Raw genomic sequence first — 24,746 nt, forward strand, 5'->3', positions numbered from 1 at the left:
AGGGGAGGGGGTTACCTTCCCGTTTCCCCAGCGGGGCGGCTGTTGCTGGTGATCTGCCGGTGCAGCACGGTTTCGCGGTGGATGATGTACAGCCCGGCCGCCACCACGATGGCGCCGCCGATCCAGATGGCCTTATCCGGAATATCACCGAACAGGAGATAGCCGAACAGCACGGCCCAGATCATCGCCGTATATTCGAACGGGGCCAGCAGCGACGGGCTGGTCAGTCGGAAGGCCTGGGTGAAAGCGATCTGTGCCACGCCGCCGATCACCCCCACCATGATCAGCAGCAGCCATTGCCAGCCCTGCGGCGTGCGCCATTCCGGGATCATGGCGATGGCGGCCATGGCCGACATGGTGGTGACGAAATAGAAGGTGATGGCGGCATTGCTTTCCGTCCGCGCCAGCACGCGGACATAAAGCATGGTCAGCGCATAGAAGGCGGCAGCGGCCAGCGGCACCAGGGCCGTCAGCGTCAACATGCCCTGTCCCGGCCGCAGCATGACGATGACGCCGGCAAACCCCACCAGTACGGCCAGCCAGCGCCGCCAGCCCACCTTTTCCTTCAGCACCGGCACCGACAGGGCCGTCATGAACAAAGGCCCGGCAAAGCCGATGGCATAGGCATCGGCCAGCGGCATGATGGAATAGGCATAGAAGAAGCAGAAGGCGGCAGCGATGCCGATCAGGGCCCGGCCAACATGCGATAAAAGGTGGCTGGTGCGCAGCGTGCCCAGCCCGCCCGACCGTACCATCAGCACGGCAATGGGGATCAGGGAGAAGAAACCCCGGAAGAACATGATCTGCCAGGTGCCGAAATCTGCCGTCAGATACTTGATGACAGCATCCATCACCGCGAAGCAGAGAATCGCTACCTGAAACCAGGCGATGCCGATCAGTGACTTGCCGCCCATGGTCAGGCTCCCTCGGCCACCGGCTGGGCGGCCACCTGCCGGCCCAGCCGCGTTTCACGGTACAGGATATAAAGGCCCGACGAGATCACGATCGCCACGCCGATGAACAGGGTATGGTCCGGCATATCCCCGAAGAAGGTATAGCCATAGAGCACGCCCCAGATGATCTGGGTATATTGGAAGGGGGCGGCCACGGCGGCCGGCACCTTGCGGAACGCCGTCAGCAGGCAGACAAAGGCGATGCCGCAGACGGTGCCGCCCAGGGCCGACAGGCCCAGATGCGGCCATGTCGGCATTTTGCCCAGCCAGGGCATCATGCTGCCATAGACCAGGGTGCTGGCCAGCGTGGAATAAAAGGCGAAGGAGACGCTGCTTTCCGTGCCGCGCATCAGCCGGGAAATCAACATGCCGATGGAATAGAAGAACGCCCCGCCCAATGCTGCAAAGGCCGCCGGGTTCAACAGCCCGCTGCCGGGCCGCAGCATCACCATCACCCCCAGAAAGCCAATGCCCACGGCCGTCCAGCGCCGCCAGCCCACCTGTTCCTTCAGCACCGGCACGGCCAGGGCGGTGATGAACAAGGGTGCGGTGAAGGCCAGCGCATAGACATCGGCAATCGGCATCTGGGAATAGGCATAGAAGCCCAGAAAACCCGAACAGATGCCGCAGAGCGCGCGGGCGGCATGGAAGTGCGGCCGGCGGGTGCGCAGGTTGCGCCACAGCCCGCCGGTTTTCAGGGCATAGAGGATGATGGGGATGAAGGCAAACAGGCTATTGAAGACAATGACCTGTGGCACGGCATAATGCTTCACCAGCATCTTCACCGTCACATCCATGATGCTGTAACCGGCAAAGGCCAGGAAGGCCAACAGGATACCCAACGGAAAATTCTCCTCCTGGGAGAACCCGGCGGATGCTGTGGAAGGTGCGGCGGACATGGGGAAACAGACCAGACGGCAGGGGTGGAGGCTGGCGATGCTTGCCAGCGCCTCTGCCTGAAAATACGCTGCGCCGGGGCAGGGGGATAGCGGGACTGCCGCATGTCGCCCCTGCGGGCGAAGGGGGGCTACCGGCTTGGGCCTAACCGCCGGTTGTCGAAAATACCCAAAAACATGCTTCATGCTCTTGATATCATGATGGTGGCATCATGAAAAACCCGCCGAATTTCTTCGGCGGGTCATATCGTTGGTATGGTGCGCGAAAATCAGACCACCAGTTCTTCCACCTTGTCTTCCTGTTTGCCGCCCTTAGGCTCGGCATAATCGAAGGACAGGCCCTTGCCTTCCTTGTTCAGCACTACCCACACGGCACCGCCCTTGGACAGGCGACCGAACAGCAGTTCCTCCGCCAGCGGTTTCTTCACATGTTCCTGGATGGTGCGGGCCAGCGGACGGGCCCCCATCACCGGATCGTAGCCTTCCTTGGCCAGCCATTCGCGGGCATCGTCCGACAGGTCGATGGTCACGCCACGGTCGGAAAGCTGGGCCTCCAGCTCCATGATGAACTTGTCCACCACCCGGGTCACCGTTTCCGGGCCCAGATTGCTGAAGGGGATGATCGCATCCAGGCGGTTGCGGAATTCCGGCGAGAACGCCTTGTTGATCGCTTCCTTATCCTCACCCACCCGCGCCTCCCGGCCAAAGCCGATGGCGGGTTTGGCCATGTCGGCAGCACCGGCATTGGTGGTCATGATCAGGATGACGTTGCGGAAATCGACGATCTTGCCGTTATGGTCCGTCAGCTTGCCATGATCCATGACCTGCAGAAGGATATTGTACAGATCGGGATGCGCCTTCTCGATCTCATCCAGCAGCAGCACGCAATGCGGATGCTGGTCGATGGCGTCCGTCAGCAGGCCGCCCTGATCAAAGCCGACATAGCCCGGCGGGGCACCGATCAGCCGGCTGATCGTGTGGCGCTCCATATATTCGGACATATCGAAGCGGACCAGTTCGATCCCCAGCGTGCGGGAAAGCTGCTTGGCCACTTCTGTCTTGCCCACCCCGGTGGGGCCGGAGAACAGATAATTGCCAATCGGCTTTTCCGCATCACGCAGGCCGGCGCGGGCCAGCTTGATGGCCGACACCAGCGCCTCGATCGCCGTATTCTGCCCGAAAACCATCGTCTTCAGGTCGCGCTCCAGGTTCAGCAGCGTCTCCTTGTCGTCGCGGCTGATGGATTTCGGTGGGATGCGGGCGATCTTGGCCACCACCGCTTCCACATCCTTCTGGGTGATGGTCTTCTTGCGCTTGCTTTCCGGGATCAGCGCCTGGGCCGCCCCCACCTCATCAATCACATCGATGGCTTTGTCGGGCAGCTTGCGGTCACCAATATACTTGGCCGACAGTTCCACCGCCGAGCGGATGGCATCCTTGGTGTAGCGGATCTTGTGGTACGACTCGTAATAGGTCTTGATCCCTTCCAGGATCTTGATCGCATCCTCAATCGACGGCTCATTGACGTCGATCTTCTGGAAGCGCCGCACCAGGGCGCGGTCCTTCTCGAAATAGGAGCGATATTCCTTATAGGTGGTGCTGCCGATGCAGCGCAGCGCACCCGATGCCAGGGCCGGCTTCAGCAGGTTGCTGGCATCCATCGCCCCGCCGCTGGTGGCCCCGGCGCCGATGACGGTGTGAATCTCGTCGATGAACAGGATGGAGCCTTCCAGCGCCTCCAGCTCCGAGACCACGGCCTTCAGCCGTTCCTCAAAATCCCCGCGATAGCGGGTGCCGGCCAGCAGGGAGCCCATATCCAGCCCGAAGATGACGGCATTTTTCAGCACGTCGGGCACTTCGCCATGGACGATGCGGCGGGCCAGCCCTTCGGCGATGGCCGTCTTGCCGACGCCGGGATCGCCGACATAGAGCGGGTTGTTCTTGGAGCGGCGGCAGAGGATCTGGATCGTCCGCTCCACCTCCTGCTCCCGGCCGATCAGCGGGTCGATCTTGCCGCCGGCGGCCTTTTTGTTGAGGTTGACGCAATAGGCTTCAAGCGCTTCAGTGCCTTTCTTCACGACCTTCTCCGCCTGGGCGTCATCGTCGGCGCCGGAAACGCGCTTTGTCTCTGCGCGTCCAGGGGCTTTGGCGATGCCGTGAGAGATGTAATTGACCGCGTCGAAGCGCGTCATTTCCTGCTCCTGCAGGAAATAGACGGCATGGCTCTCGCGTTCGGAGAACAGGGCGACCAGCACATTGGCACCCGTCACTTCCTCACGGCCGGAGCTTTGCACATGAATGGCGGCGCGTTGCAGCACGCGCTGGAAACCGGCGGTGGGCTTGGCATCCTCCGACCGGCTGGTGACAAGGTTGGACAGCTCGCTGTCGAGATATTCGATCAGTTCGGCCCGCAGCTTGGTGACATCCACCCCGCAGGCCCGAAGGACGGCCAACGCGTCCTGATCCTCGGTCAGCGCCAGCAGAAGATGTTCCAGGGTTGCGTACTCGTGACGCCGCTGGTTGGCGTTGCCGAGAGCCCGGTGCAGCGTCTGTTCGAGATTACGCGACAGCATGAGGCGCTAATCCTTCTCCAGGGTACATTGCAGAGGATGCTGGTGCTGGCGGGCGAAATCCATCACCTGCGTCACTTTGGTTTCCGCCACTTCATAGGTGAACACACCACAGACGCCGACGCCACGGCGATGCACCTGCAACATGATCCGCGTCGCCTCGTCCCGGTTCTTGTTGAAGAACCGTTCCAGCACGTCGACCACAAACTCCATGGGAGTGTAGTCGTCGTTCAGCATCAACACCTTGTACATCGAGGGTTTTTTCGTCTTGGGCTTGGCCTTTACGACCACGCCCGTCACGGTCCCCTCATTCCCGTGCTTGTCATGATCCGCCATGATGCTCAACAATCACTTAAAATCCCCGGGTATCCTGAAGGATCATATGAAATGAACAGGCCCGGTTGGAAGGGCTGAATCGCAGCTCTGACACTCCTTTCGCCGATTCTTTTTCCCCTTGAAATGATGCCCGGAGACACCAGTGCCGGATAAACACCCGGCAAAGCCATTTGGCCCCTGGCATTAAGGCAAAAAAACGGCCCGGCGACGGGGTGTCGCCGGGCCTGTCCCAAAATGCGGGAAGAACTATACCAATCTGCCTTGATCGTGACCGAGCCAGGGAGAGTTCGCGTTCCCTCATACGCCGGGCGGCGGCATCCGCCGCCTTGGCTTACGCGGGCATGAGCCCGCGGGCCGGCGGTCGCCGGCCTCCAACCCGCCGAAAGGTCAACCTTTCGGCGGGTTGGTATTATTTTTCCGCTTCCAGCGGCAAAGCCAGGAACTGCTGTTCACCCTTGCGGTCGACCAGCAGCAGCACCGCCTTCTGGCCGGCCTTGCGGGCGGCATCCACCTTGGCCTGGACGTCCGCCGGCGTTGCCACCGCCTGCTGGCTCACCTCCAGCAGCAGATCGCCCGGCCGCAACTGGCGGGCCTGGGAAGCGCTGCCGGGGGTGACCTTGGCGATGACCACACCCTTGGCATCTTCGGCCAGTTCATACTGGCGGCGCAGGGCCGGCGTCACCGGCGACAGGGTCAGCCCCAGCGCTTCCACCTGGGTCTGCTGTGCCTTGGCTTCGGGCTTGGCCTGTTCTTCTTCCTCGGCTGCCTCCGGGTCCACGACGCTGGCCGGCAGCTCGGCCAGCGTGACGGTGACATTCTGCTTCACCCCCTTGCGGGAGATGGCGACCGTCACCTTCTTGCCCACCGGGGTTTCGGCCACCATGCGCGGCAGGGCGCGGTTATTGGCAACCTCCTTGCCATCGAAGCTGAGGATCACGTCGCCCGGCTTCAGGCCGGCGGCAGCGGCGGGACTGCCATCGCTGACGGTGCCGACCAGGGCGCCCTTGTCGCTGGGCAGGCCCATGCTTTCGGCGATGGCGGGCGTCACGCTCTGAATCTGCACGCCCAGCCAGCCGCGCCGCACCTTGCCGCCCTTGCGCAATTCTTCAATCACGGTGCGGGCCATGTTGGCGGGGATGGCAAAGCCGATACCCACGCTGTCGCCGGTGCGGCTGAAAATGGCGGTATTGATGCCGACAATCTCGCCCTGCACATTCACCAGCGGGCCACCGGAATTGCCCTGGTTGATGGCGGCATCGGTCTGCAGGAAATCATCGAAGCGGCCGGCCCCGATATCGCGGGCGCGGGCGGAAATGATGCCGGCGGTGACCGTGCCGCCCAGGCCGAACGGGTTGCCGATGGCCACCACCCAGTCGCCCACCTTCAATTCATCGCTGTTGCCCCATTTCAGGGCGGTCAGCTTCTGCTTGGATTCCACCTTCAGCAGGGCCAGATCGGTCTCCTTGTCGGTGCCGATCAGCTTGGCCTTCAGTTCCGTATGGTCGGCATCCTGGAAGACGACGGTAATCTCGTCGGCGCCATCGATCACATGGTTATTGGTAACGATATAGCCGCTGGCATCAATGATGAAGCCGGAGCCCAGCGATTGGGCGCGGCGCGGCTTGCCCTGGTTCTGCTGCTGGCGTTCGTAGAAATCCTTGAAGAATTCCTCGAACGGGGAACCGGGCGGGAATTCCGGCATCGGGATGGGGGAGCGCCCGCCCGGCTTGGCCTGGATCGTCTGCGAGGTGGAGATGTTCACCACCGCCGGCAGGGTCTTTTCCGCCAGCGGCGCAAAGCTTTCCGGCGCGCCGCGTTGGGCCAGCGCCACGGAGACATCACCAAAAATCAGGGCCGCCGCCATGAAGGGCAGGGCCACAGCCCGCCGGAACGACAGGCGGCCGAGGGACGGGGAAAAATGCGTCACGTCAATCTCCATGGGCATGTATCCAGCGCCCCGGCCGATGGAATAACCGGCCCTGTCAGGGACACCCCGGCAGCCCCGCCCTGACAACCGGGCTACCGATGCGCAGGAATATAGGCTGCAATGGCCCAACAGGCGAAGAAATCCTTGCGGGGTAGGCGAACTGGCCCCAAGGCCGGGTTCTGGGGTGGCGCCCTCGGCTCTTTTACGCTATATCCATTCAAGCATAACGGAACCCTCTTGCCAGGATGTTGCCCGCCATGTCGCTTCTTCGCTGCCCCGTGATTGCCGGCCTGCTGGCTGGGTTGCTGCTGATGCTGTCGCCCGTGCCCAGCCCGGCACAGGAACGGCCGGTCACCATCTTCGCCGCCGCCAGCCTGAAGACGGCGCTGGATAATGCCCTGGCCGATTACAAGGCCAAGGGCGGGGCGGCGGCCACCGTCTCCTATGCCGCCTCCTCCGCCCTGGCCAAGCAGATCGCAGCAGGGGCCCCGGCGGATATGTTCATTTCCGCCGATCAGGATTGGATGGACCATCTGGCCAAACAGAACCTGATCCGCCCGGAAAGCCGGGTGACGCTGCTGGGCAACCAGCTGGTGCTGGTGGCAAAGGCCGGGGCCAAGCCCGGCACCATTGCCGACCTGCCCGCGCTGTTGGGGGCCGATGGCAAGCTGGCCATGGCCGATACGGCCGGCGTGCCCGCCGGTAAATATGGCAAGGCGGCACTGACCAAGCTGGGCCTGTGGGACAAGGTGCAGGGCCGCATTGCCCAGGCCGAAAATGTGCGTGCGGCATTGGCCCTGGTGGCGCGGGGGGAGGCACCGGCCGGCATCGTCTATCTCAGCGATGCGCGGGCCGAACCGGGCGTGTCTATCGTTGCCACCTTCCCGCCCGCCAGCCACGCCCCCATCGAATACCCCGCTGCCTTGCTGGCCAGCAGCCAGGGCGGGGCAGCCAAGCTGCTGGAATTCCTTTCCAGCCCGGCGGCACGGCGGCATTTTGAGGAACAGGGATTTACGGTTCTGGTGAAGTGAAACCAAAGCGGCGAAGGGCGCCCGGCGTTTGAGGGAGATTAGGACAAACCTTGGCGGACTGGTTTACAGCAGAGGAATGGACGGCCATCGCGCTGTCGCTGAAGGTGGCGGCCTGGGCCACGCTGGTCAGCCTGCCCCCCGGTATCGCGGTGGCCTGGCTGCTGGCGCGACGGCCCTTTCCAGGGCGTATCCTGCTGGATGGGCTGGTGCATCTGCCGCTGGTGCTGCCGCCGGTCGTCACCGGCTATATCCTGTTGATTCTGTTCGGGCGGCAGGGGCCGATTGGCAAATTGCTGGCGGAAATCGGCATTGTGCTGGCCTTCAACTGGACCGGGGCGGTGCTGGCCTGTGCCGTCATGGCCTTTCCCCTGCTGGTGCGGGCCATCCGCCTGTCGCTGGAGGCGGTGGATACAAGGCTGGAGCAGGCCGCCGGCACGCTGGGGGCCCCGCCCTGGGCCGTGTTCGCCACCGTCACCCTGCCGCTGGCCTTGCCGGGGGTGGTGGCCGGCGCCATCCTGTGCTTTGCCAAGGCATTGGGGGAGTTCGGGGCCACCATCACCTTTGTGTCCAACATTCCCGGTGTCACCCAGACCCTGCCATCGGCCATTTACAGCCATTTGCAGGTGCCGGGCGGCGACGGGCCGGCGCTGCGCCTGACCTTGGTATCGGCGGCGATTGCCATCATCGCCCTGGTGGCCAGCGAGTTGCTGGCCCGCCGGGTACGGCGGCGGGTGGAGGGGACGGATGCTTGATCTGGACCTGACCTATCGGCGCGGCGATTTCACCCTCGCCGCCCGTTTTGCCGCCGGGCCGGGCCTGACCGCCATCACCGGCCCATCCGGGGCCGGCAAGACCACCTTGTTGAACCTGATCGCCGGGCTGCTGCGCCCGCATAGCGGTGACATCCGGCTGGACGGGACAGCGTTGACCGATCTGCCGCCGCATCGCCGCCGCATCGGCTATGTGTTTCAAGAGGCGCGGCTTTTCCCGCATCTCAGCGTGCGGCAGAACTTGCGCTATGGAAGGCTGTTCACCCACCACCCGGCCCCGGCCCCGGCCCCGGCCACGCTGGCCGACATTACCGACCTGCTGGATATCGGCCCGCTGCTGGACCGTCGCCCGCGTGACCTGTCAGGCGGGGAGAAGCAGCGGGTTGCCATCGGCCGCGCCCTGCTGGCCGCCCCGCGCCTGATCTTGCTGGATGAACCGCTGGCGGCGTTGGACGCGGCACGCAAGGCCGAACTGCTGCCCTATCTGGCCCGGCTGCACGATCAGACACGCCTGCCCATGCTTTATGTCACCCACCATCCGGGGGAACTGCGCGGACTGGCCGGCGGCTGGTTGCGGGTGGAAGGCGGCATGGCCACCCCTGCACCCGCCCCGGATCAATAACCAGCGCTGCCCACTTGCGGACCGGGGGCCACGCCCAGCGCGCCCAAAATAGCATCCAGCAGGCCGGAGGCACCAAAGCGGAACGTGTCCGGCCCCACCCAGCTGGGCCCGCAAATCTGGTCCGCCAGGGCCAGATATTCCGCCGCCGTTTCCAGATCGCGGATACCGCCCGATGCCTTGAAGCCGACGCGGCGGTCAGCGCCCTTGGCCGCTTCCAGCATGATGCGGGCGGCACTGGGCGTGGCCCCCGCCGGCACCTTGCCGGTGGAGGTCTTCAGGAAATCCGCCCCCGCCGCCACGGCGATGGCGGCGGCCCGTTCAATGAAAACCGGCTTGGCCAGCGACCCGCTTTCCAAGATCACCTTCATGGTGGTCTCGCCACAGGCCGCCCGGCAGGCGGCCAGATGCTCGGCCGCGCGGCGGCCGTCGCCCATCATCACATCGGCATAGTTCATCACCACATCGATCTCATCCGCCCCGTCGGCCAGGGCACCGGCGATCTGGGCCGCCACCTTTTCGGCGCCGAAACTACCGCCGGGGAAATTCACCACGGTCGCCACCTTCACGCCTGTGCCGGCCAGAATCTGTTTTGCCTGCGAAACAAAGCTTGGCCACAGGCAAACAGCGGCAACATTGCCCACCGACGTCACCGCCTTGGCACAGAGAACCGCCGTGCTGTCGGCATCGTCGGTATCATTCAGGCTGGTCAGGTCCAGCAGCGGCAGGCAACGGCGGGCAATGGCGGCGGAATCTATTCCGCTATCGAAATCATGCTTCATTTGTTTAGAAACCCAGATTGTCGGGGCCGAAGCTGAAGGGCAGCAACTGCCCCAGCGTGAAGCTCTGGCGGAAAGCGCCGGCATCAAAGACATGGATGGGCGTGTCGGGGCCGGCGGCGAATTCGCGGATGCGCTGGCGGCAGCCGCCGCAGGGCGTGCACATCACGCCCGATCCAGCCTCCCCGCCCACCACTACCAGTTCGATGATCTTGCGGTCGCCCGATGCGATCATCAGGCCGATGGCCGTCGCCTCTGCGCATTGACCCTGCGGATAGGCCGCGTTCTCCACATTGCAGCCGGCATGGATGCGGCCGCTTTCAGAGCGGATGGCCGCCCCCACCTTGAACCCGGAATAGGGCGCATGGGCATTCAGGCGGGCGGCCCTGGCGGCCTGGAACAGATCATCGGCGATGGCGATCATGGGCATGTCGGATGGCTGGTGGCTGGATTTTTGCCCAGCATAGGGCCAAGCCCCTGGCATCACCATCTTTAATCCCAAAGTCGGGGCTGGCGGGCAGCACCGGCTTGGCCCACACTGGAAAAAAAGCCCTGGGAGAGTGCCACGGCACTTGGGAGGAACCATGATTGCCACCATCCTGACGCCCGCCATCATGGAACTGGGCGGGGGTGCCATTGCGCGGGCGGCGTCCGTGCTGCACCGGCTGGGCGTGCGCCGGCCGCTGATCGTCACCGATCCCTGGATGCGGGACAGCGGCACGGTGGAAAGGCTGCTGGCCCCGCTGCGCGATGCCGGCTTCCAGCCCGGCCTGTTTGCCGACACCGTACCCGACCCCACCGTTACGGTGGTGGAACAAGGGGCTACCATCCTGCGCGGGGGTGGTTATGACGGGATGCTGGCGTTGGGCGGCGGATCGCCCATCGATACGGCCAAGGCCATGGGCGTGCTGGCCGCCAATGGCGGGGCGATGCGCGATTACAAGGTGCCCAACCTGATCCCGCTGGCCGGCCTGCCGCTGGTGGCCATCCCCACCACCGCCGGCACCGGATCGGAGGTGACGCGCTTCACCGTCATCACCGATGCCGCCACCGATGAAAAGATGCTGATCGCCAGCCCGCTGCTGGTGCCCAGTGCCGCCATCATCGATTATGAACTGACGCTGAGCTGCCCGCCGCGCCTGACCGCCGATACCGGGATTGATGCGCTGACCCATGCCATTGAGGCCTATGTCAGCGCCAAGGCCAACCCGTTTTCCGACAGCATGGCGCTGGCCGCCATGGGCCGCATCGCCCCGCATATCCGCACGGCCGTGGCCGAACCCGGCAACCGCCCCGCACGGGAAGCCATGATGCTGGGCGCCACGCTGGCCGGCATGGCCTTTTCCAACGCATCGGTTGCTCTGGTGCATGGGATGAGCCGACCCATCGGCGCCTTTTTCCATGTGCCGCATGGGCTGTCCAACGCCATGCTGCTGCCCGCCGTCACCCATTGGTCACTGCCGGGGGCGCCCACCCGCTATGCCGATTGCGCCCGCGCCATCGGGGCCGCCGATCCGGCGGACGGTGACGATGTGGCGGGGGAAAAGCTGGTGATGGCGCTGCGGGCACTGAACGCTGACCTGAAGGTACCCAGCCCGAAGACCTATGGCATCGATCCCACCCGCTGGAATGGGTTGCTGGAAACCATGGCCGCACAGGCCCTGGCCTCCGGCAGCCCCGCCAATAATCCCCGCGTGCCGGATGTGGCGACCATGGTGGCGCTGTACCGCGAAAGCTGGGGGTGAGGGGATTTTGGCCTTTCTGTGCAAGAAACCCTCAACACTCCCCGTCACCCCGGGGAAGGCCGGGGTCCAGAATCAGGGGCGCTTCGCTCTACGAACTGGACCCCGGCCTTCCCCGGGGTGACGGTAAATTACCGACTCTCACCCCTGCCGTGGCGGGATCAGGCCCTTGGCGCGGGCGGCGTTGGCGGCCTGCACGGCAAAGCCATAGACGGCCGCACTGAACGGGGCCTGGACCTGGGGTGTCTGCCACTGGTCCATTTCCTGATACATGCGGCTGGCCTTGTTCCAGACCTCCACGCCGACCTTTTCCACCAGCGGCTTTTGCAGCTCATACCAGCGCAGGGCCAGCCGCTGGGCGTGTTCATCCTCCGGGGCTACCTTGCAGGCGATGGCCGCCTCAATCTCCGCCACCAGATCGGCCCATTGACGGGCATAATCAGCCTCCCCTTCCGGGCCAAAGGCTGCCTTGGCTAGTCGCCATTTCTCCTGTTCCTCCGGCGTATAATACCGATCCAGCACCGGCTTCCAATTCTCTTCACTCATGCTCTGCTCTCCCAGCTTGATCAGGTCGCACAGGGCATCAACGGACAAGCATTCCCCATCAGAAAGCCGGCGGCGCGCGGCACGCAGCAGGCCCAGGCTCTGGGCCAGATTGCGTTCGGTCTGTTCCAATGCGTCGATTTGCGCATCAATCAACCGCGCCGGATCAAAGGGCCGCCGGTCCAGCAACTGGCCGATCTGGCCCAGCGTGCAGCCGGCCTTTTTCAGCAGCAATATCTGCTGCAGCCGCGCTACGTCGCCCGCCTGATAAACCCGCCGCCCGGCCTGGGTCCGCACCGGGTTGATCAGCCCCTCAGCCTCATACAGCCGCAGGGCCCGCACCGATATGCCGGACCGTTCCGCCAACTCACCAATGGATAATGCCTTGTCCATCTTCATGCTCCTTGCCCGTCCCTTGTCGGACCTGACGCTGCGTCAGGAGCAAGCGGGAAAATGCAGGCGGCGGAAAAGAAAAAGCCCGCCGCTGGTTTCCCAGGGCGGGCTCTGTTTCTCACACGGGGCTGGATTAATCCGCCGTCACGATCTTCGGCTTCGGCAGGTCCAGCTTGATGTGCAATTCCTTCAGCCGATCCGGGGTGGTGGCGTTGGGGGCCTGCATCAGCAGATCTTCGGCGCGCTGGTTCAGCGGGAAGACGATGACCTCGCGGATGTTCGGCTCATCGGCCAGCAGCATCACCATGCGGTCGATACCGGGGGCCGAACCACCGTGCGGCGGGGCCCCCAGCTTGAAGGCCGACAACATGCCGCCAAACTTGGCTTCCAGCACCTCCGGCGGGTAGCCGGCGATTTCGAACGCCTTGTACATGATTTCCGGCTTGTGGTTACGGATGGCGCCGGACGACAGCTCCACCCCGTTACACACAATATCGTACTGATAGGCGTTGATGGTCAGCGGATCCTGGTTCAGCAGCGCGTCCAGCCCGCCCTGCGGCATGGAGAACGGGTTGTGGCTGAAGTCGATCTTCTTCCGCTCTTCATCATATTCGAACATCGGGAAATCGACGATCCAGCAGAACTTGTAGGTGTCCTTCTCGATCAGGTCCAATTCCTCGCCGATGCGGGTACGGGCCAGACCGGCCAGCTTGGCGGCGGGGCCGGCCTGATCGCAGACGAAGAAGACGGCATCGCCATCCTGCAGACCCACCACCTCGCGCAGGGCCGCCTGTGCGGCTTCCGGCACGAACTTGGCAATGGGGCCCTTGCCGCCGGCGGCTTCAAACAGGATATAGCCCAGGCCGGGCGCACCCAGGCCACGGGCCCAGTCGTTCAGCTTGTCGAAGAAGCTGCGCGGCTTGTCGGCCACAGACGGGGCGCGGATGGCGCGGACAACGCCGCCATTGGCGATCACGCCCTTGAAGGCCTTGAATTCCACATCATCGCGCTGGAACACCGCCGTCACGTCGGTGATCACCAGCGGGTTGCGCAGGTCCGGCTTGTCATTGCCATATTTCAGCATCGATTCGGCGTAGGGGATACGCACGAACGGGTAGGAGGAGACGGTGCGCTTCACGCCGGTGAAATCGCTGAATTCCTCGAAAATGCCGTGGATGACGGGTTCGATGGCGGCGAACACATCTTCCTGGGTGACAAAGCTCATCTCAAAATCGAGCTGGTAGAACTCACCCGGCGAGCGGTCGGCGCGGCTGTCTTCATCGCGGAAGCAAGGCGCGACCTGGAAATAGCGGTCAAAGCCCGACACCATCAGCAGCTGCTTGAACTGCTGCGGCGCCTGCGGCAGGGCATAGAACTTGCCGGGATGGTTGCGGGACGGAACCAGGAAATCGCGGGCACCCTCTGGGCTGCTGGCCGTCAGGATCGGGGTCTGGAATTCCACGAAACCCTGTTCGATCATGCGGCGGCGGGCCGACGCGATGACGTGGGAGCGCAGCAGAATATTCTTCTGCATCTTCTCCCGGCGCAGATCCAGGAAGCGATAGCGCAGGCGCAGTTCTTCGCCGGCATCCTGTTCGCTGTTCACCTGCAGCGGCAGCTGGTCGGCGGCGGACTGAACGTCCAGGTCGCGGACCTTCACCTCAATATGGCCGGTCGGCAGCTTGTCATTCACGGTGTCATCGGTGCGCACCACCACTTCACCAGTGATGGTCACCACCGATTCCAGGCGCAGACCGTCCAGCACCTGGAAATGCGGGGACGAGGTGTCGACCACGCACTGGGTGATGCCGAAATGATCGCGCAGATCGATGAACAGCAACTGCCCATGGTCGCGTTTGCGGTTGATCCAGCCGGACAGGCGGACATTCTGGCCGGCATGGTCCGGGCGGAGTTGGCCACAATTATGCGAGCGATAGGCGTGCATGGTGGGTCGACCTTGGGTGCAGATGGGCAATAGAAAGGGTGGCCGTCCGGCACGGGGCCGGCACGGTTTGCGCCACACCACACCGGACGGGGCGTGCTTGTCAAGCACCACCCGCGCGGCGCTGCTACCCTGTCAGCCGCCAGCGTTGAATGATGGCGTCCAGGCTGCCATCCGCGACCATGGATTGGCGCGCCGCCTCCAGCCGTTGCGCCTTCTCCCCCCGATCGCGCGGCAGGGCGATATAGTGGGGCGACACCGACAAGGGGGTCGCCAGGAACCGTATCTTGTCGCTGATACCCTCCTGCTTCGCCTTCCAGGCCAGGGCCAGCCGGTCCCCCACCACCAGATCGACGCGCCCCGCCACCAGTTTCAGCAGGGAAAGCTGATCGGTGCGGGCGGGATCGCGGGTAAAGTGGGTGGCGTTGTCGAAGGCCGCCCCATAATGGTTGCGCAGCGTGGTGCCCACCGTCAGCCCGGCCAGATCGTCCAGCGTCTGGAAGGTGATGGGGTTGTCCGCCCGAACAGCAAAGGCAATCTCTCCGTCGCGGAACGGCCCGACCATCAGAAAATCGCGGAAGCGCTGTTCGGAGGGCACCAGCCCGAACAGAATGTCACAGCGTCCCTGTTCCAGCCCCACCATGGCGCGAGACCAAGCCATCTGCTGAATGTCATAGGGGGGGCCCGCCCGCTCCAGCATGGCGCTGACCAGTTCCACATCCAGCCCGGCCGGCCCCTTGCCCGGCATGTTCCAGCAATAGGGCGGGAAATCATCGGTACAGAAGACAATCCAGGGGGCCGTGACGGCTCTTGTCTGACCACCACCGGCCAAAGCGAACCCTGCCGCTGCGATCAACAGATCTCGCCGCTGTAAACGCCGCCTTCCCGCGACTGCTGATGGCTCTGGCCCTGCGTCCGGCATTGATTATCGCCTTTCACGCGCACCGTCCGGGCCATTCTATACGCATGTCGGAGGGGCGGATACCTATACGCATGACCGCTTGCTGAATATCGCTGTTCGACAGCGGCAAAGGGCTGTTGTATCAATGGCTCCCATGACTCTGATCACGACCACCGACGACCTCGCCGCCTTTATCGACCGTATCCGTGACGAAGAATACGTCACCGTTGATACGGAGTTCATGCGGGAAAAAACCTATTATCCCCAACTCTGCCTGGTGCAGGTGGCTGGCCCCAACGATGCCGCCGCCATCGACCCGCTGGCACCGGGGATCGACCTGCAGCCGCTATTCGCGCTGATGGATGATCCCAAGGTGTTGAAGGTGTTCCATGCCGCCCGGCAGGATCTGGAAATCTTCTATAACCTGACCGGCAAGGTGCCCGCCCCGCTGTTCGACACGCAGGTGGCGGCCATGGTCTGCGGCTTTGGCGACAGTGTCGGGTATGAGACGCTGATCACCAAGCTGACCCCGGCGCGCATCGACAAATCCAGCCGCTTCACCGACTGGTCGCAACGCCCGCTGACCGACCGGCAATTGACCTATGCCTTGTCGGACGTGACGCATCTGCGCCCGGCTTATGAGAAAATCCGCGCCAAGCTGGCCCGCACCGGGCGGGCGGAATGGCTGACGGATGAAATGGCCATCCTGACGGAGCCGGCGACATACCGCACCGAACCGGAAGACGCCTGGAAGCGCCTGAAGGTGCGGACGGAAAAGCCGCGCTTCCTGGCCATTCTGAAGGAAGTGGCGGCCTGGCGGGAGCGGGAGGCGCAGCGCAAGGATTTGCCGCGCAACCGCGTGCTGCGGGATGAGGCGCTGGTGGAAATCGCCGCCCACGCCCCCACCAATGCCGACGATCTGGGCCGCACGCGCGGGCTGGGCAGCGGCATGGCACAGGGCCGCTATGGCACGGAAATCCTGGCCGCGGTACAGACGGCACTGGCCATCCCCGACGCCAACCTGCCCCGCCCGGACCCGCGCCCGGAACCGCCCCCCGGCATCGCCCCGATTGTGGAGCTGTTGCGGGTGCTGTTGAAAATGGTCTGCGACGATAATGAGGTGGCCAGCCGTCTGGTCGCCAATTCCGCCGACCTGGAAGCCATCGCTGGCAATGACGATGCCGATGTGACGGCCCTGAAAGGCTGGCGCCGCGACCTGTTCGGGGAGGCGGCGTTGAAGCTGAAACGAGGGAAACTGGCGCTGGCGATCACCGGGAAAAAGGTGAAGCTGGTGGAGTTGGAGAAGTGAGGAAAAGGGGCTGGGTGATCCGACTTTAATGCATGGACAAAAAAAGCCCGCCACGGTATGATGGGGCGGGTTTCATAAATCTCGGGCAAAGATATTTTATTGTATTTTTATTATTTCATGCTCATCAAGATTGCTATACAGTTTATATGTTGTGCTTCTGCAGAAGCTACCCGTTAACACTCCATACGCCACCGTTCGAGTTTTGGATGATCTTGATTGCATCCGATTTACTAAAACTTAACGAAAATGCATGATGCACACTAAGTATGCTTTCCTGAAGCTCCTGATCATCTTCAATTAATTGGACGTTAAGCCCGATATCTTTGCAGTCATCGAACATGAAATGATAGCCATGGCTGCTCGTTTTTCTCATATCCATTAACTTGTCAACCACTGACTCAGCTGACAGGCTTGGATTCGAAGCGGATTTTAGCATACCATTTTCTAGCCATGACTTTACGAAGCCGCGAGTTACATCTCGCGCCCTCTCACAGTTCCCTATAAATCCGGGAGGGTACTTAGAAAACACGTGCTGCCAAACCATCTGCTTCAATGGCTCATGCTTAATTTCCTCGATAGCACGGTCAATTTCTTGCAGCACAACAAGAGCGGGCAAACCGTTAACTTGTGGGTCGGTCGGGCCAAGGCATGCGTGCTTGGCCATCAAGACCGTATGGCTTGCACAGGCAATCATTGTTCCGGCAGACAGAGCGATTTGAGGAACAATAACCCTGATATCACGAGAGAACATCTTAAAGAGATATTCTACGATTGCTCGTGTAGCCTCAATATCTCCGCCGGGAGTATGGAGGACAATATCTAATCCACGATCTCTATCTAGCCCATGAATAGCCGACATGAAGCCATTCATATCTAGGTCGGAAATCGGCATCTCCGCGTGATACAAACCCTCAGGGCTACGCCTCTGAAGCCAACCAGAATAGTATGCTATGACTGGGCGCTTAACTTTAGCCTCTAGAGCGTGAAGGTACTTCTTCCGAACATCGTCACAGGCAGATTTTCCTGCTGTCGAATCAATCTCGTGATTGATCTCGTTCCACGTCGGCATCCTTCCCCCTAGTTACTGTATAAGAAGAAACAGTGACAGGGGTGTATAAACCAAACGGGGAGAGAGAGGAAATTGAATTATTCCATCCGGTAGCGCCTTTGAATGGAGATGCATGAACGCCAGCGGCATTCGCAACCATTTTGCCATTGGCTATGACCATCCCTGCGAATGTTTCGCGGTCAATCACGGTTGATCTCCAGCGTCAAGAGAAATCCTTATTCTTACCTACGTCGTTATACGGTCAGGTTGCACAAAAGGGCAATAGGCCTGTGGGTTATGGGGATAATTGTCAACAGGTTTCTTGGGGAATTTGAAAATTGTCCACAATTTATCCACAGACACTCACAAAGTTATCCACAATTCGGATATCTTCATGTCCGAAGCTATGACCGTTGGCATGTGGGTCCACCAATCCCCTGTCGGCGAAGGAAACGCCCATGGCCGCCACGTTTGAAGCATGGATGCGGCAACTGTGGAAAATCTCCGAATACGAAGGCGTCCCTGAACTTGTAGGTGATGACGAAGACCATTGACCCGCTTTCGACGCTGTGAGTACGCCGGTCGAGACTTGGCGCGGGCTTGCCGAGAAGCTAGATCCCCCCAGCTGCTCTCACGCAACGCTCGAAGAGATGGCCCCGATAGGAACCCCACCAGTTACTGGCATATCCGCTTTCAGGTACCCTGGACGCCCATGTGAACGACCATATTGGGACACAAAGCAGACACCAGAAGGGGCAATTGGTATGGATGCGCCGGTAGAGATGCGAATGAAGCATTATGCTGTAACGCCTGCGCTCCTCCTCCCTCCACCCCCAAGTAAGGAAAGCCCCCTACCCGCCCCGCCCCTTTCCCGATTCCTCGCCCCTGTCACCACCACCCCCGATAGGGCTGCGGAGAACGTTCCGGAATCATCTGCGGAACGAAGCTGAATCAACGCGGACTCCCCCGTCGGGGCACGTCCCCGCCGCCGCCCCGCCTATCCTTACTTGGCCCCCACAGCATCACCGGAAAAACCGGCCCCGGTGGTGACACCGGGGCCGGCTGTCCTCACAGCTTGGCGGACAGCGAGATGCCGAAGGTGCGCGGCTCGCTCACCACCGGGGCCATGAAGTTCTCGATCACGCCCTTCACATTGGCCTCGTCCGTGATGTTGCGGACAAAGGCGGTCAGTTCATAGGCATTGTCCGGCGCCCGGTAGCCCAGACGCAGACCACCTTCAAAATCATTCTTGCTGCAGAATTCGGCCGGTTCATACAGCACGAAATTGGTTTTGCCGGTGAAGGCGAACAGCGTGCATCCCCGGCCCCGGGGCGATTTCGCTGGGGCGCAACCCCCCATGTTTGCTTTCTGCATCGCCCCCCCAAATAATCCCCCCTTGCCAGCCCCCCGGCGCTGAACGATGGTGAGCGCCGATATCACCCCAGCCAGGTTGCCCTTTGGTTCGCCGCACCCGCCCCGTTCCCAGCCCTGCCAAGCCCCCGCGCAAACGCGCGGGATTGGTGCCGGCTGACGGGTCGGCGCTGCTGCTGGCCGCCGCCGCTGCCCTGGCGGCACAGCAGCGCCGGCATGTGGCGGCCATTGCCGGGCTGGTGGTGCAATCCTATTGGGCCGCCCTGGAAACGGGGCTGCCCATTGCGTCACCACCGCCGGAACTGCCGGCCCGGCTGCCGGCTGGGCTTGATGAGGCGATGCGCGAACAGGCAACCCGTTGGGGGGCCGATCTGGCGCCGTTGCCCGTGCCGCTGGTCTGCGAAAAGCTGGGCAATCTCTATGCCGGCCTGTTGTCGTCCGAACATCGCGCCCGGCATGGCGTGTTCTACACCCCCGCCGCGCTGGCCTCCTGTCTGGCGGATCAGGCGGAAGGGGCGGGGCTGGATTGGGTATCGGCGCGGGTGCTGGACCCGGCATCGGGCTGCGGAGCCTTTCTGGTGGCCTGTGGGCTGCGCATGGCCGGCGCCCTGCGCAAGGTGGAGCCGGCCCTGGCCGCCCGCGCCATCGCTACCCGGCTGCGTGGCTGGGAACTGGACCCGGTGGCCGCCTGGATTTCTGTGGTGATGCTGGAGGCGGCCTTGCTGCCGCTGCTGCATGGCACCGGCCAGCGGCTGGGCGATTGCGTGCAGGCCGGCGACAGCCTGGAGCGGGGGGAGGAGCCCTGCTTCGATCTGGTGATCGGCAACCCGCCCTATGGCCGTCAGGTGCTGCCCAAGCCGGTGCGTGCCCGATTCGCCCGCAGCCTGTTCGGCCATGCCAATCTTTATGGCGTGTTCATGGATCTGGCGGTACGGCTGGCCCGGCCCGGCGGGTTGGTCTGTTTCCTGACCCCCAGTTCGTTTTTGGGCGGTGATTATTTCAAGCATCTGCGCCGCACCCTGGCTGAGGAAGCGCCGCCCCTGCGGCTGGATTTCGTCGAACAGCGCAAGGGCGTGTTCGACAATGTGCTGCAGGAAACCGTGCTGGCAACCTATCGCCGGGCCGGTGGCGGTGTGCGGCGACCGCGTCGGGCGGAAGTGCGGATGATCCAGATCGCCCAGGGCGGCGGCATCGGCCTCTGCCCGGCTGGCCATTTCACCCTGCCGGCGGATGTCACCGCGCCCTGGATTCTGCCCCGGCACGCGGGGGAAGCGGAATTGGCGGCCAGCCTGCGCGCCCTGTCGCACCGGCTGGCCGATTGGGGCTATGGCGTCTCCACCGGCCCGCTGGTCTGGAACCGGCACAAGCCGCAGATCGGGGAGGTGAAGGGCCGGGGTGCCATTCCTCTGGTCTGGGCGGAAAGCATCACGTCGGATGGGCGCTTTGCCTATCGCTGCCAGAAGGCCAATCACAAGCCCTGGTTCACCCCCGGCCCTGGCGATGATTGGCTGGTGATCCGCCGCCCTTGCGTGCTGTTACAGCGGACCACGGCCAAGGAACAGGCCCGCCGGCTGATCGCCGCTGAAATGCCGGCCAGCTTCATCACCCCGCATGGTGGGGTGACGGTGGAAAACCACGTCAATATGCTGGTGCCGCGTGTGGCCCGCCCGCCCGTCTCGCCCGCCGTGCTGGCGGCCTTCCTGAACAGCCGGGCGGCCGATCGGGCCTTCCGCTGCCTGTCCGGTTCTGTTGCTGTATCGGCGTTTGAGCTGCAGGCCATGCCGCTGCCCGATCCCAAGGCCCTGGCGCCGCTGGCCCGGCTGGTGGCGCAGGGGGCGACGCGGGACGCATTGGATGCCGCCTGTGATGCGCTGTATGGCCTGTGACCATGGGTCTGCCGCCGCTGCTGGACCGGGCGGAAATCGCCCGCCGCCTGAAACTGATCTTTCCGGAAGGCACCCCGGAGCGCGATAAATGCGTGCGCGACGCCGCCGCCGCCACGGTGGGGGCCTTCCTTTATATTGGTGCGGTGGAAGGGGCGGATATCTGGGGCAACCCGGTGCATGTGGTGCGCATGGGCGAAACCCGGCTGCTGTTCGCCGCCGAGGATGACGCCCGCGCCGCCTATGCCAAGGCGGCCACCGCCATGGGCAATCGCTGGTATCAGGATAATAGCCGCGAGCAGGTGCGGGATGAGGTGATTCGCCAGGGATTGATCCCTAGTGGCGCCATCATTGAACGGGCGGGCGTGCCCACCACCTCTTCCAAGCCGCGCTATGCCCTGGCGGCGCGCTTTGCCGCCTTGTTCAACCCCGGCCTGACGGGGGAGGCGTTTGAAGCGGCGGCGGCGGCCTGGGCCACGGCCACGCTGAACGCCGCCGCGCGGGCGCGCATCAATTCCCTGCGCGTCAGCACCGAAAGCGATGCCGAGGATGTGCTGGTGCGCTTTCCCAACCGGGAGACGCGGTTGCTGGCCCCCGGCCCCAGTTCGCTGATCGCCAAGGCGGTGGTGGAGGAATTCGCCCCCCGCTTCCTGGCCGATCCGGTGGTGCTGTGGTTGAGCGAGAGTGCCGCCAAGGTGGCCGCGCGGGATGAGGGCTGGATCAAGCGGCTGGGCCTGCGCATCACGCCCGACCGCACTTTGCCCGACATCATCCTGCTGGATCGCGGCCATAGCGCCGATGATCTGATGCTGGTCTTTGTGGAGGTGGTGGCCACCGATGGGCCGGTGACGGAACAGCGCGCCCAGGCCTTTCTGGAAATCGCGCGGGAGGGCGGATTCGGCCCCGCCCATGTCGCCTGCGTCACCGCCTTTCTGGACCGCTCCCGGACAGAAGTCAAAAAGGCGCTGCCCTCGCTGGGCTGGGGCAGTCAGGTCTGGTTCGCGTCGGAACCCGAGCGGTTGATGCGGCTGGACCCGGCACCCGCCCGGCTGCGCGGGTTATCCGTACCCTGATTGCACGCATCCCCCGTGAACCTTTTGCCCAGCGCCGCGACTACCAAGTCAGAGAAGGGGAGGGGCGATGGCACAGGATGAACAGGATGACAGGGCCGATCTGCTGCTGGTGCTGCGGTGCCAGTTGGGGGAGGCGGCGGCCTTTGACGGGCTGGCCCGGCGTTGGGCCCAACCGCTCCAGCGTTATCTGACAAGTTGGACAAGTGATGGCGATGCGCTGGCGGACCTGAGCCAGGATGTCTGGCTGCGGGTTCTGCGCGGCCTGCCGGGTTTGCGCCAGCCGGATCGGTTCCGGTCCTGGCTGTTCGGCATCGCCCATCGCACGGCGATGGACCGGTTCCGGGCAAAATACCGCCAGCCACCACCGATGCCGGAAGAGGCAGCGGATCAAGTCGCCGCTGATGATTCGGGTGGGGATACTGCCGACAAGGAGGCGTTGTTGGCCGGACTCGACCGCGCGCTGGACCGGTTGGGGCCGGTGGAGCGCCAGACGCTGACGCTTTTCTATTTGGAAGACATTCCCCTCAACGAGGTTGCCCGCATCACTGGCGTGCCCGCCGGGACGGTGAAATCACGCCTGTCGCGGGGCCGCGCGCAACTGCGCGCCATCATGAAGGAGCAGCAAGCATGACAAGGGCAGACAGCGCACAGATCGAAGAACGCCTGATTTCCCAGGGCCGCGCCATGCTCAGCGGGCCGGGGCGCTGGGGGCATGTGGCCTTGCTGGCCGCAGCTCTGGCCATGGCGGCCACGCTGGGCAGCCTGCTGGCCACGGAGCCGGGCCTGCCGCTGCGTACCGTCACCGCCCTTTCGGTGATGCTGGCCATGGCGCTGGCCTGGGTTGCCTATGCGGTTTGGGTGCTGGCGCAGCGCCGTCCGCTTTATGGCCGGCACCGGCTGGTGGCCAGTGCCATGGGATGCGGCTTTGCCGGACTTTATACCGCTGGTGCCGCCGCCCTCTGGCTGGGGGCCGATAGGCCGGGGGCGGGGCCGGCGGCAGGGCTTGGGCTGGCGATGCTGGCTGTTGGCCTGCTGCTGCTGATCCGGGCACGTCGGCAGGTACAGGCACTGGAGGCATGGCGCCGCCGGTTGGAAGGCGGGGCCTGAACAGCCGCTGCAATGATCCCGGCGCGGGTGCCACCAAGCACCCGCGCCGGGATATTGTCATCAGAACCCGGCCGGGGCGGCGATACCGCTGGCGGCCAGTTCGGCCTTGATAAAGTTCTTCAGCCGTTCCAGCCCTTCGGCAGTGAAGGCCTCGGCACGGGCGACCAGCACGTCCTGGGTGTTGGAGGCACGCAGCAGCCACCAGCCATCCTTGGTCTTCACGCGCACGCCGTCGATGTCATTCACCTCGTCGCCGCTGGCGGCGGCCGCCGCCTTGACGCGGTTCTTGATCTCTTCGACAGAGGCGAACTTGCGCTCTTCTGATACCTGGAAGCGGACTTCCGGGGTGTTCAGCACGTCCGGCAACTCATCGCGCAGGGCGGACAGGGTGCCCTCCCGGCTGACCTGACCGATCAGACGCACGCCGCAATAGGGCGCATCATCATAGCCGTAATATTTATCGGCAAAGAAGATGTGGCCCGACATTTCGCCGGCCAGCGGGCTGTTGGTTTCGGCCATCTTGGCCTTCAGCAGCGAATGGCCCGTCTTCCACATCAGCGGCGTGCCGCCGCACTTGGCGATCTGGTCAAACAGGGTCTGACTGGCCTTGACGTCAGCGATGATGGTGGCACCGGGATGGCTGCGCAGCACATCCTTGGCATAGATGGCGACCAACTGGTCGCCCCAGACGATGCGGCCCTTTTCATCCACCGCCCCGATACGGTCGGCGTCGCCGTCAAAGGCGATGCCCAGATCGGCCCCCAGTTCCTTGACCTTGTGGATGATATCCTCAAGGTTTTCCGGGATGGTCGGGTCGGGGTGATGGTTGGGGAAATCGCCGTCAATATCATCGAACAGCAGCGTGTGCTTGCCCGGCAGTTTGGCGACCAGACGGCGCAGGATTTCGCCAGCGGCACCATTGCCATTGTCCCAAACGACGTTCAGATCCTTGACGCCATCATAATCCTGCAACAGACGCTCAACATAGGCGTCCTGGATATCGATGGTTTCTTCCGTGCCATCGCCGGTGGCGAAATCACCGGCTGCTGCGATGGTGCCGATCTCCTGGATCTGCGCGCCATAGACGGGGGCCTTGCCCATCATCATCTTGAAGCCGTTATAATCCGGCGGATTATGCGAGCCGGTGATCATCAGACCGGCATCCAGCTTCAGGTGGCGTACGGTGAAATACAGCATGGGCGTAGGGCCCAAGCCGATGCGCACCACATGCAGACCGGTGGATTTCAGCCCTTCCACCACGGCCTGTTCCAGTTCCGGGGAGGAATGGCGGCCATCATAGCCGATGGCGACCTTGGTGCCGCCCTGGCGAACAACCTGGGTGCCGAAGCCGCGCCCGATGGCGCGGGCGTCGTCGGCATTCACCGTCTTGCCGATGATGCCGCGGATATCATATTCGCGCAGCACCGTGGGGTGGAACTGATGCGCCAGGGTCATGGTTACGTCACCTAGGATCTGGTGGTTGTTTGGTTCACGGTCATATGGGGGTGCCGACGGATCGCCTTACGAAGGTGCCGCCGATACCCTTGGTTTTT

Annotated in this window: 23 protein-coding genes; 9 read left to right on the top strand and 14 right to left on the bottom strand. The window is 63.4% G+C overall.

The features are described from left to right. Positions 1–11: 11 nt before the first annotated feature. The 5 genes from GE253_RS16225 to GE253_RS16245 all read right to left on the bottom strand — a co-directional run bounded on the left by GE253_RS16225 (position 12) and on the right by GE253_RS16245 (position 6,694). Positions 12–914 carry a DMT family transporter gene (locus GE253_RS16225; RefSeq protein WP_153205184.1) on the bottom strand — a complete coding sequence of 301 codons (903 nt, stop codon included), beginning with the start codon at positions 912–914 and terminating at the stop codon, positions 12–14. 2 nt (positions 915–916) lie between these two features. Beyond that, on the bottom strand, positions 917–1,852 hold the full coding sequence (locus GE253_RS16230) for a DMT family transporter (RefSeq protein ID WP_173012676.1): 936 nt from the start codon (positions 1,850–1,852) through the stop codon (positions 917–919). A 266-nt stretch (positions 1,853–2,118) separates the two neighbouring features. Then, positions 2,119–4,422 carry an ATP-dependent Clp protease ATP-binding subunit ClpA gene (gene clpA / locus GE253_RS16235; RefSeq protein ID WP_153205186.1) on the bottom strand — a complete coding sequence of 768 codons (2,304 nt, stop codon included), beginning with the start codon at positions 4,420–4,422 and terminating at the stop codon, positions 2,119–2,121. Between the two features lie 6 nt (positions 4,423–4,428). Continuing rightward, on the bottom strand, positions 4,429–4,755 hold the full coding sequence (gene clpS, locus GE253_RS16240) for an ATP-dependent Clp protease adapter ClpS (protein WP_089287647.1): 327 nt from the start codon (positions 4,753–4,755) through the stop codon (positions 4,429–4,431). A gap of 409 nt (positions 4,756–5,164) precedes the next feature. Then, positions 5,165–6,694, bottom strand: a complete 1,530-nt coding sequence (locus GE253_RS16245) for a DegQ family serine endoprotease (protein ID WP_247878691.1) — start codon at positions 6,692–6,694, stop codon at positions 5,165–5,167. Positions 6,695–6,939: 245 nt separating this feature from the next. Between GE253_RS16245 and modA the strand changes: the two genes are divergently transcribed. The 3 genes from modA to GE253_RS16260 are packed head-to-tail and all read left to right on the top strand — an operon-like array spanning position 6,940 to position 9,105. Next, positions 6,940–7,713: a molybdate ABC transporter substrate-binding protein gene (gene modA, locus GE253_RS16250; protein ID WP_153205188.1), complete on the top strand. Its 774-nt coding sequence runs from the start codon at positions 6,940–6,942 to the stop codon at positions 7,711–7,713. 50 nt (positions 7,714–7,763) lie between these two features. Then, entirely contained in the window at positions 7,764–8,465 is a 702-nt protein-coding gene (modB, locus tag GE253_RS16255; protein ID WP_153205189.1) for a molybdate ABC transporter permease subunit, read from the top strand. After that, positions 8,458–9,105, top strand: coding sequence for an ATP-binding cassette domain-containing protein (locus GE253_RS16260; RefSeq protein WP_153205190.1), 648 nt, complete (start codon positions 8,458–8,460; stop codon positions 9,103–9,105). The genes modB and GE253_RS16260 overlap by 8 nt, the downstream gene beginning before the upstream one ends. On the opposite strand, the gene deoC is transcribed toward GE253_RS16260, so the two are convergent. Together deoC and cdd are read right to left on the bottom strand one after the other, a co-directional pair. Then, the gene (gene deoC / locus GE253_RS16265) at positions 9,099–9,884 is read right to left on the bottom strand and encodes a deoxyribose-phosphate aldolase (RefSeq protein WP_153205191.1); all 786 of its coding nucleotides are present in this window, start codon (positions 9,882–9,884) and stop codon (positions 9,099–9,101) included. The two genes, GE253_RS16260 and deoC, sit on opposite strands and share 7 nt — an antisense overlap. A 4-nt stretch (positions 9,885–9,888) precedes the next feature. After that, positions 9,889–10,311: a cytidine deaminase gene (gene cdd, locus GE253_RS16270; protein WP_153205232.1), complete on the bottom strand. Its 423-nt coding sequence runs from the start codon at positions 10,309–10,311 to the stop codon at positions 9,889–9,891. A 154-nt stretch (positions 10,312–10,465) separates the two neighbouring features. Here cdd and GE253_RS16275 point away from each other — a divergent pair, with 154 nt between their 5' ends. Further along, the gene (locus tag GE253_RS16275; RefSeq protein WP_153205192.1) at positions 10,466–11,626 is read left to right on the top strand and encodes an iron-containing alcohol dehydrogenase; all 1,161 of its coding nucleotides are present in this window, start codon (positions 10,466–10,468) and stop codon (positions 11,624–11,626) included. Positions 11,627–11,764: 138 nt separating this feature from the next. Here the strand turns inward: GE253_RS16275 and GE253_RS16280 are convergent, their stop codons facing one another. From GE253_RS16280 to GE253_RS16290, 3 genes are all read right to left on the bottom strand, one after another. Further along, positions 11,765–12,559 (bottom strand): MerR family transcriptional regulator, encoded by a 795-nt coding sequence (locus tag GE253_RS16280; RefSeq protein WP_173012677.1) that lies wholly within the window; start codon positions 12,557–12,559, stop codon positions 11,765–11,767. A gap of 133 nt (positions 12,560–12,692) precedes the next feature. Beyond that, positions 12,693–14,504, bottom strand: a complete 1,812-nt coding sequence (gene aspS, locus GE253_RS16285; RefSeq protein ID WP_153205194.1) for an aspartate--tRNA ligase — start codon at positions 14,502–14,504, stop codon at positions 12,693–12,695. Between the two features lie 124 nt (positions 14,505–14,628). Beyond that, complete coding sequence (locus tag GE253_RS16290; RefSeq protein ID WP_173012678.1) at positions 14,629–15,357, bottom strand: transporter substrate-binding domain-containing protein; 729 nt, start codon at positions 15,355–15,357, stop codon at positions 14,629–14,631. A 199-nt stretch (positions 15,358–15,556) separates the two neighbouring features. On the opposite strand from GE253_RS16290, the gene rnd reads away from it, so the two are divergent. After that, a complete protein-coding gene (gene rnd / locus GE253_RS16295; RefSeq protein ID WP_153205196.1) occupies positions 15,557–16,711 on the top strand; it encodes a ribonuclease D in 1,155 nt (384 codons plus the stop codon). Positions 16,712–16,877: 166 nt separating this feature from the next. On the opposite strand, the gene GE253_RS16300 is transcribed toward rnd, so the two are convergent. The 3 genes from GE253_RS16300 to GE253_RS16310 all read right to left on the bottom strand — a co-directional run bounded on the left by GE253_RS16300 (position 16,878) and on the right by GE253_RS16310 (position 19,133). Beyond that, entirely contained in the window at positions 16,878–17,603 is a 726-nt protein-coding gene (locus GE253_RS16300; protein ID WP_211101490.1) for an ATP-dependent Clp protease proteolytic subunit, read from the bottom strand. Between the two features lie 142 nt (positions 17,604–17,745). Beyond that, positions 17,746–17,967 carry a hypothetical protein gene (locus GE253_RS16305; protein WP_153205197.1) on the bottom strand — a complete coding sequence of 74 codons (222 nt, stop codon included), beginning with the start codon at positions 17,965–17,967 and terminating at the stop codon, positions 17,746–17,748. Positions 17,968–18,827: 860 nt separating this feature from the next. After that, a complete protein-coding gene (locus tag GE253_RS16310; protein WP_153205198.1) occupies positions 18,828–19,133 on the bottom strand; it encodes a hypothetical protein in 306 nt (101 codons plus the stop codon). 83 nt (positions 19,134–19,216) lie between these two features. Here GE253_RS16310 and GE253_RS16315 point away from each other — a divergent pair, with 83 nt between their 5' ends. The 4 genes from GE253_RS16315 to GE253_RS16330 all read left to right on the top strand — a co-directional run bounded on the left by GE253_RS16315 (position 19,217) and on the right by GE253_RS16330 (position 23,193). Then, positions 19,217–21,016 carry an Eco57I restriction-modification methylase domain-containing protein gene (locus GE253_RS16315; RefSeq protein WP_153205199.1) on the top strand — a complete coding sequence of 600 codons (1,800 nt, stop codon included), beginning with the start codon at positions 19,217–19,219 and terminating at the stop codon, positions 21,014–21,016. Positions 21,017–21,018: 2 nt separating this feature from the next. After that, a complete protein-coding gene (locus GE253_RS16320) occupies positions 21,019–22,086 on the top strand; it encodes a BsuBI/PstI family type II restriction endonuclease (protein WP_153205200.1) in 1,068 nt (355 codons plus the stop codon). Between the two features lie 67 nt (positions 22,087–22,153). Beyond that, positions 22,154–22,717 carry a sigma-70 family RNA polymerase sigma factor gene (locus GE253_RS16325; protein ID WP_153205201.1) on the top strand — a complete coding sequence of 188 codons (564 nt, stop codon included), beginning with the start codon at positions 22,154–22,156 and terminating at the stop codon, positions 22,715–22,717. Beyond that, positions 22,714–23,193, top strand: a complete 480-nt coding sequence (locus GE253_RS16330) for a hypothetical protein (RefSeq protein WP_153205202.1) — start codon at positions 22,714–22,716, stop codon at positions 23,191–23,193. The genes GE253_RS16325 and GE253_RS16330 overlap by 4 nt, the downstream gene beginning before the upstream one ends. A 60-nt stretch (positions 23,194–23,253) precedes the next feature. Here GE253_RS16330 and GE253_RS16335 read toward each other — a convergent pair whose 3' ends face one another. After that, a complete protein-coding gene (locus GE253_RS16335) occupies positions 23,254–24,648 on the bottom strand; it encodes a phosphomannomutase/phosphoglucomutase (RefSeq protein WP_153205203.1) in 1,395 nt (464 codons plus the stop codon). Between the last annotated feature and the right edge of the window lie 98 nt (positions 24,649–24,746).

The sequence above is a fragment of the Niveispirillum sp. SYP-B3756 genome, assembly GCF_009495745.1.
Taxonomy (GTDB): domain Bacteria; phylum Pseudomonadota; class Alphaproteobacteria; order Azospirillales; family Azospirillaceae; genus Niveispirillum.

Excerpts from the sequence above, each read along its gene's own strand:
- clpS (WP_089287647.1), bottom strand. The coding sequence starts at position 4,755 with ATGGCGGATCATGACAAGCACGGGAATGAGGGGACCGTGACGGGCGTG.
- GE253_RS16230 (WP_173012676.1), bottom strand. The coding sequence starts at position 1,852 with ATGTCCGCCGCACCTTCCACAGCATCCGCCGGGTTCTCCCAGGAGGAG.
- GE253_RS16260 (WP_153205190.1), top strand. The coding sequence starts at position 8,458 with ATGCTTGATCTGGACCTGACCTATCGGCGCGGCGATTTCACCCTCGCC.
- GE253_RS16280 (WP_173012677.1), bottom strand. The coding sequence starts at position 12,559 with ATGGACAAGGCATTATCCATTGGTGAGTTGGCGGAACGGTCCGGCATA.
- GE253_RS16225 (WP_153205184.1), bottom strand. The coding sequence starts at position 914 with ATGGGCGGCAAGTCACTGATCGGCATCGCCTGGTTTCAGGTAGCGATT.
- deoC (WP_153205191.1), bottom strand. The coding sequence starts at position 9,884 with ATGAAGCATGATTTCGATAGCGGAATAGATTCCGCCGCCATTGCCCGC.
- GE253_RS16310 (WP_153205198.1), bottom strand. The coding sequence starts at position 19,133 with ATGCAGAAAGCAAACATGGGGGGTTGCGCCCCAGCGAAATCGCCCCGG.
- clpA (WP_153205186.1), bottom strand. The coding sequence starts at position 4,422 with ATGCTGTCGCGTAATCTCGAACAGACGCTGCACCGGGCTCTCGGCAAC.
- rnd (WP_153205196.1), top strand. The coding sequence starts at position 15,557 with ATGACTCTGATCACGACCACCGACGACCTCGCCGCCTTTATCGACCGT.
- GE253_RS16335 (WP_153205203.1), bottom strand. The coding sequence starts at position 24,648 with ATGACCCTGGCGCATCAGTTCCACCCCACGGTGCTGCGCGAATATGAT.
- GE253_RS16245 (WP_247878691.1), bottom strand. The coding sequence starts at position 6,694 with ATGGAGATTGACGTGACGCATTTTTCCCCGTCCCTCGGCCGCCTGTCG.
- GE253_RS16300 (WP_211101490.1), bottom strand. The coding sequence starts at position 17,603 with ATGCCGATTTCCGACCTAGATATGAATGGCTTCATGTCGGCTATTCAT.
- GE253_RS16330 (WP_153205202.1), top strand. The coding sequence starts at position 22,714 with ATGACAAGGGCAGACAGCGCACAGATCGAAGAACGCCTGATTTCCCAG.
- GE253_RS16320 (WP_153205200.1), top strand. The coding sequence starts at position 21,019 with ATGGGTCTGCCGCCGCTGCTGGACCGGGCGGAAATCGCCCGCCGCCTG.
- GE253_RS16325 (WP_153205201.1), top strand. The coding sequence starts at position 22,154 with ATGGCACAGGATGAACAGGATGACAGGGCCGATCTGCTGCTGGTGCTG.
- cdd (WP_153205232.1), bottom strand. The coding sequence starts at position 10,311 with ATGCCCATGATCGCCATCGCCGATGATCTGTTCCAGGCCGCCAGGGCC.
- GE253_RS16275 (WP_153205192.1), top strand. The coding sequence starts at position 10,466 with ATGATTGCCACCATCCTGACGCCCGCCATCATGGAACTGGGCGGGGGT.
- aspS (WP_153205194.1), bottom strand. The coding sequence starts at position 14,504 with ATGCACGCCTATCGCTCGCATAATTGTGGCCAACTCCGCCCGGACCAT.
- modA (WP_153205188.1), top strand. The coding sequence starts at position 6,940 with ATGTCGCTTCTTCGCTGCCCCGTGATTGCCGGCCTGCTGGCTGGGTTG.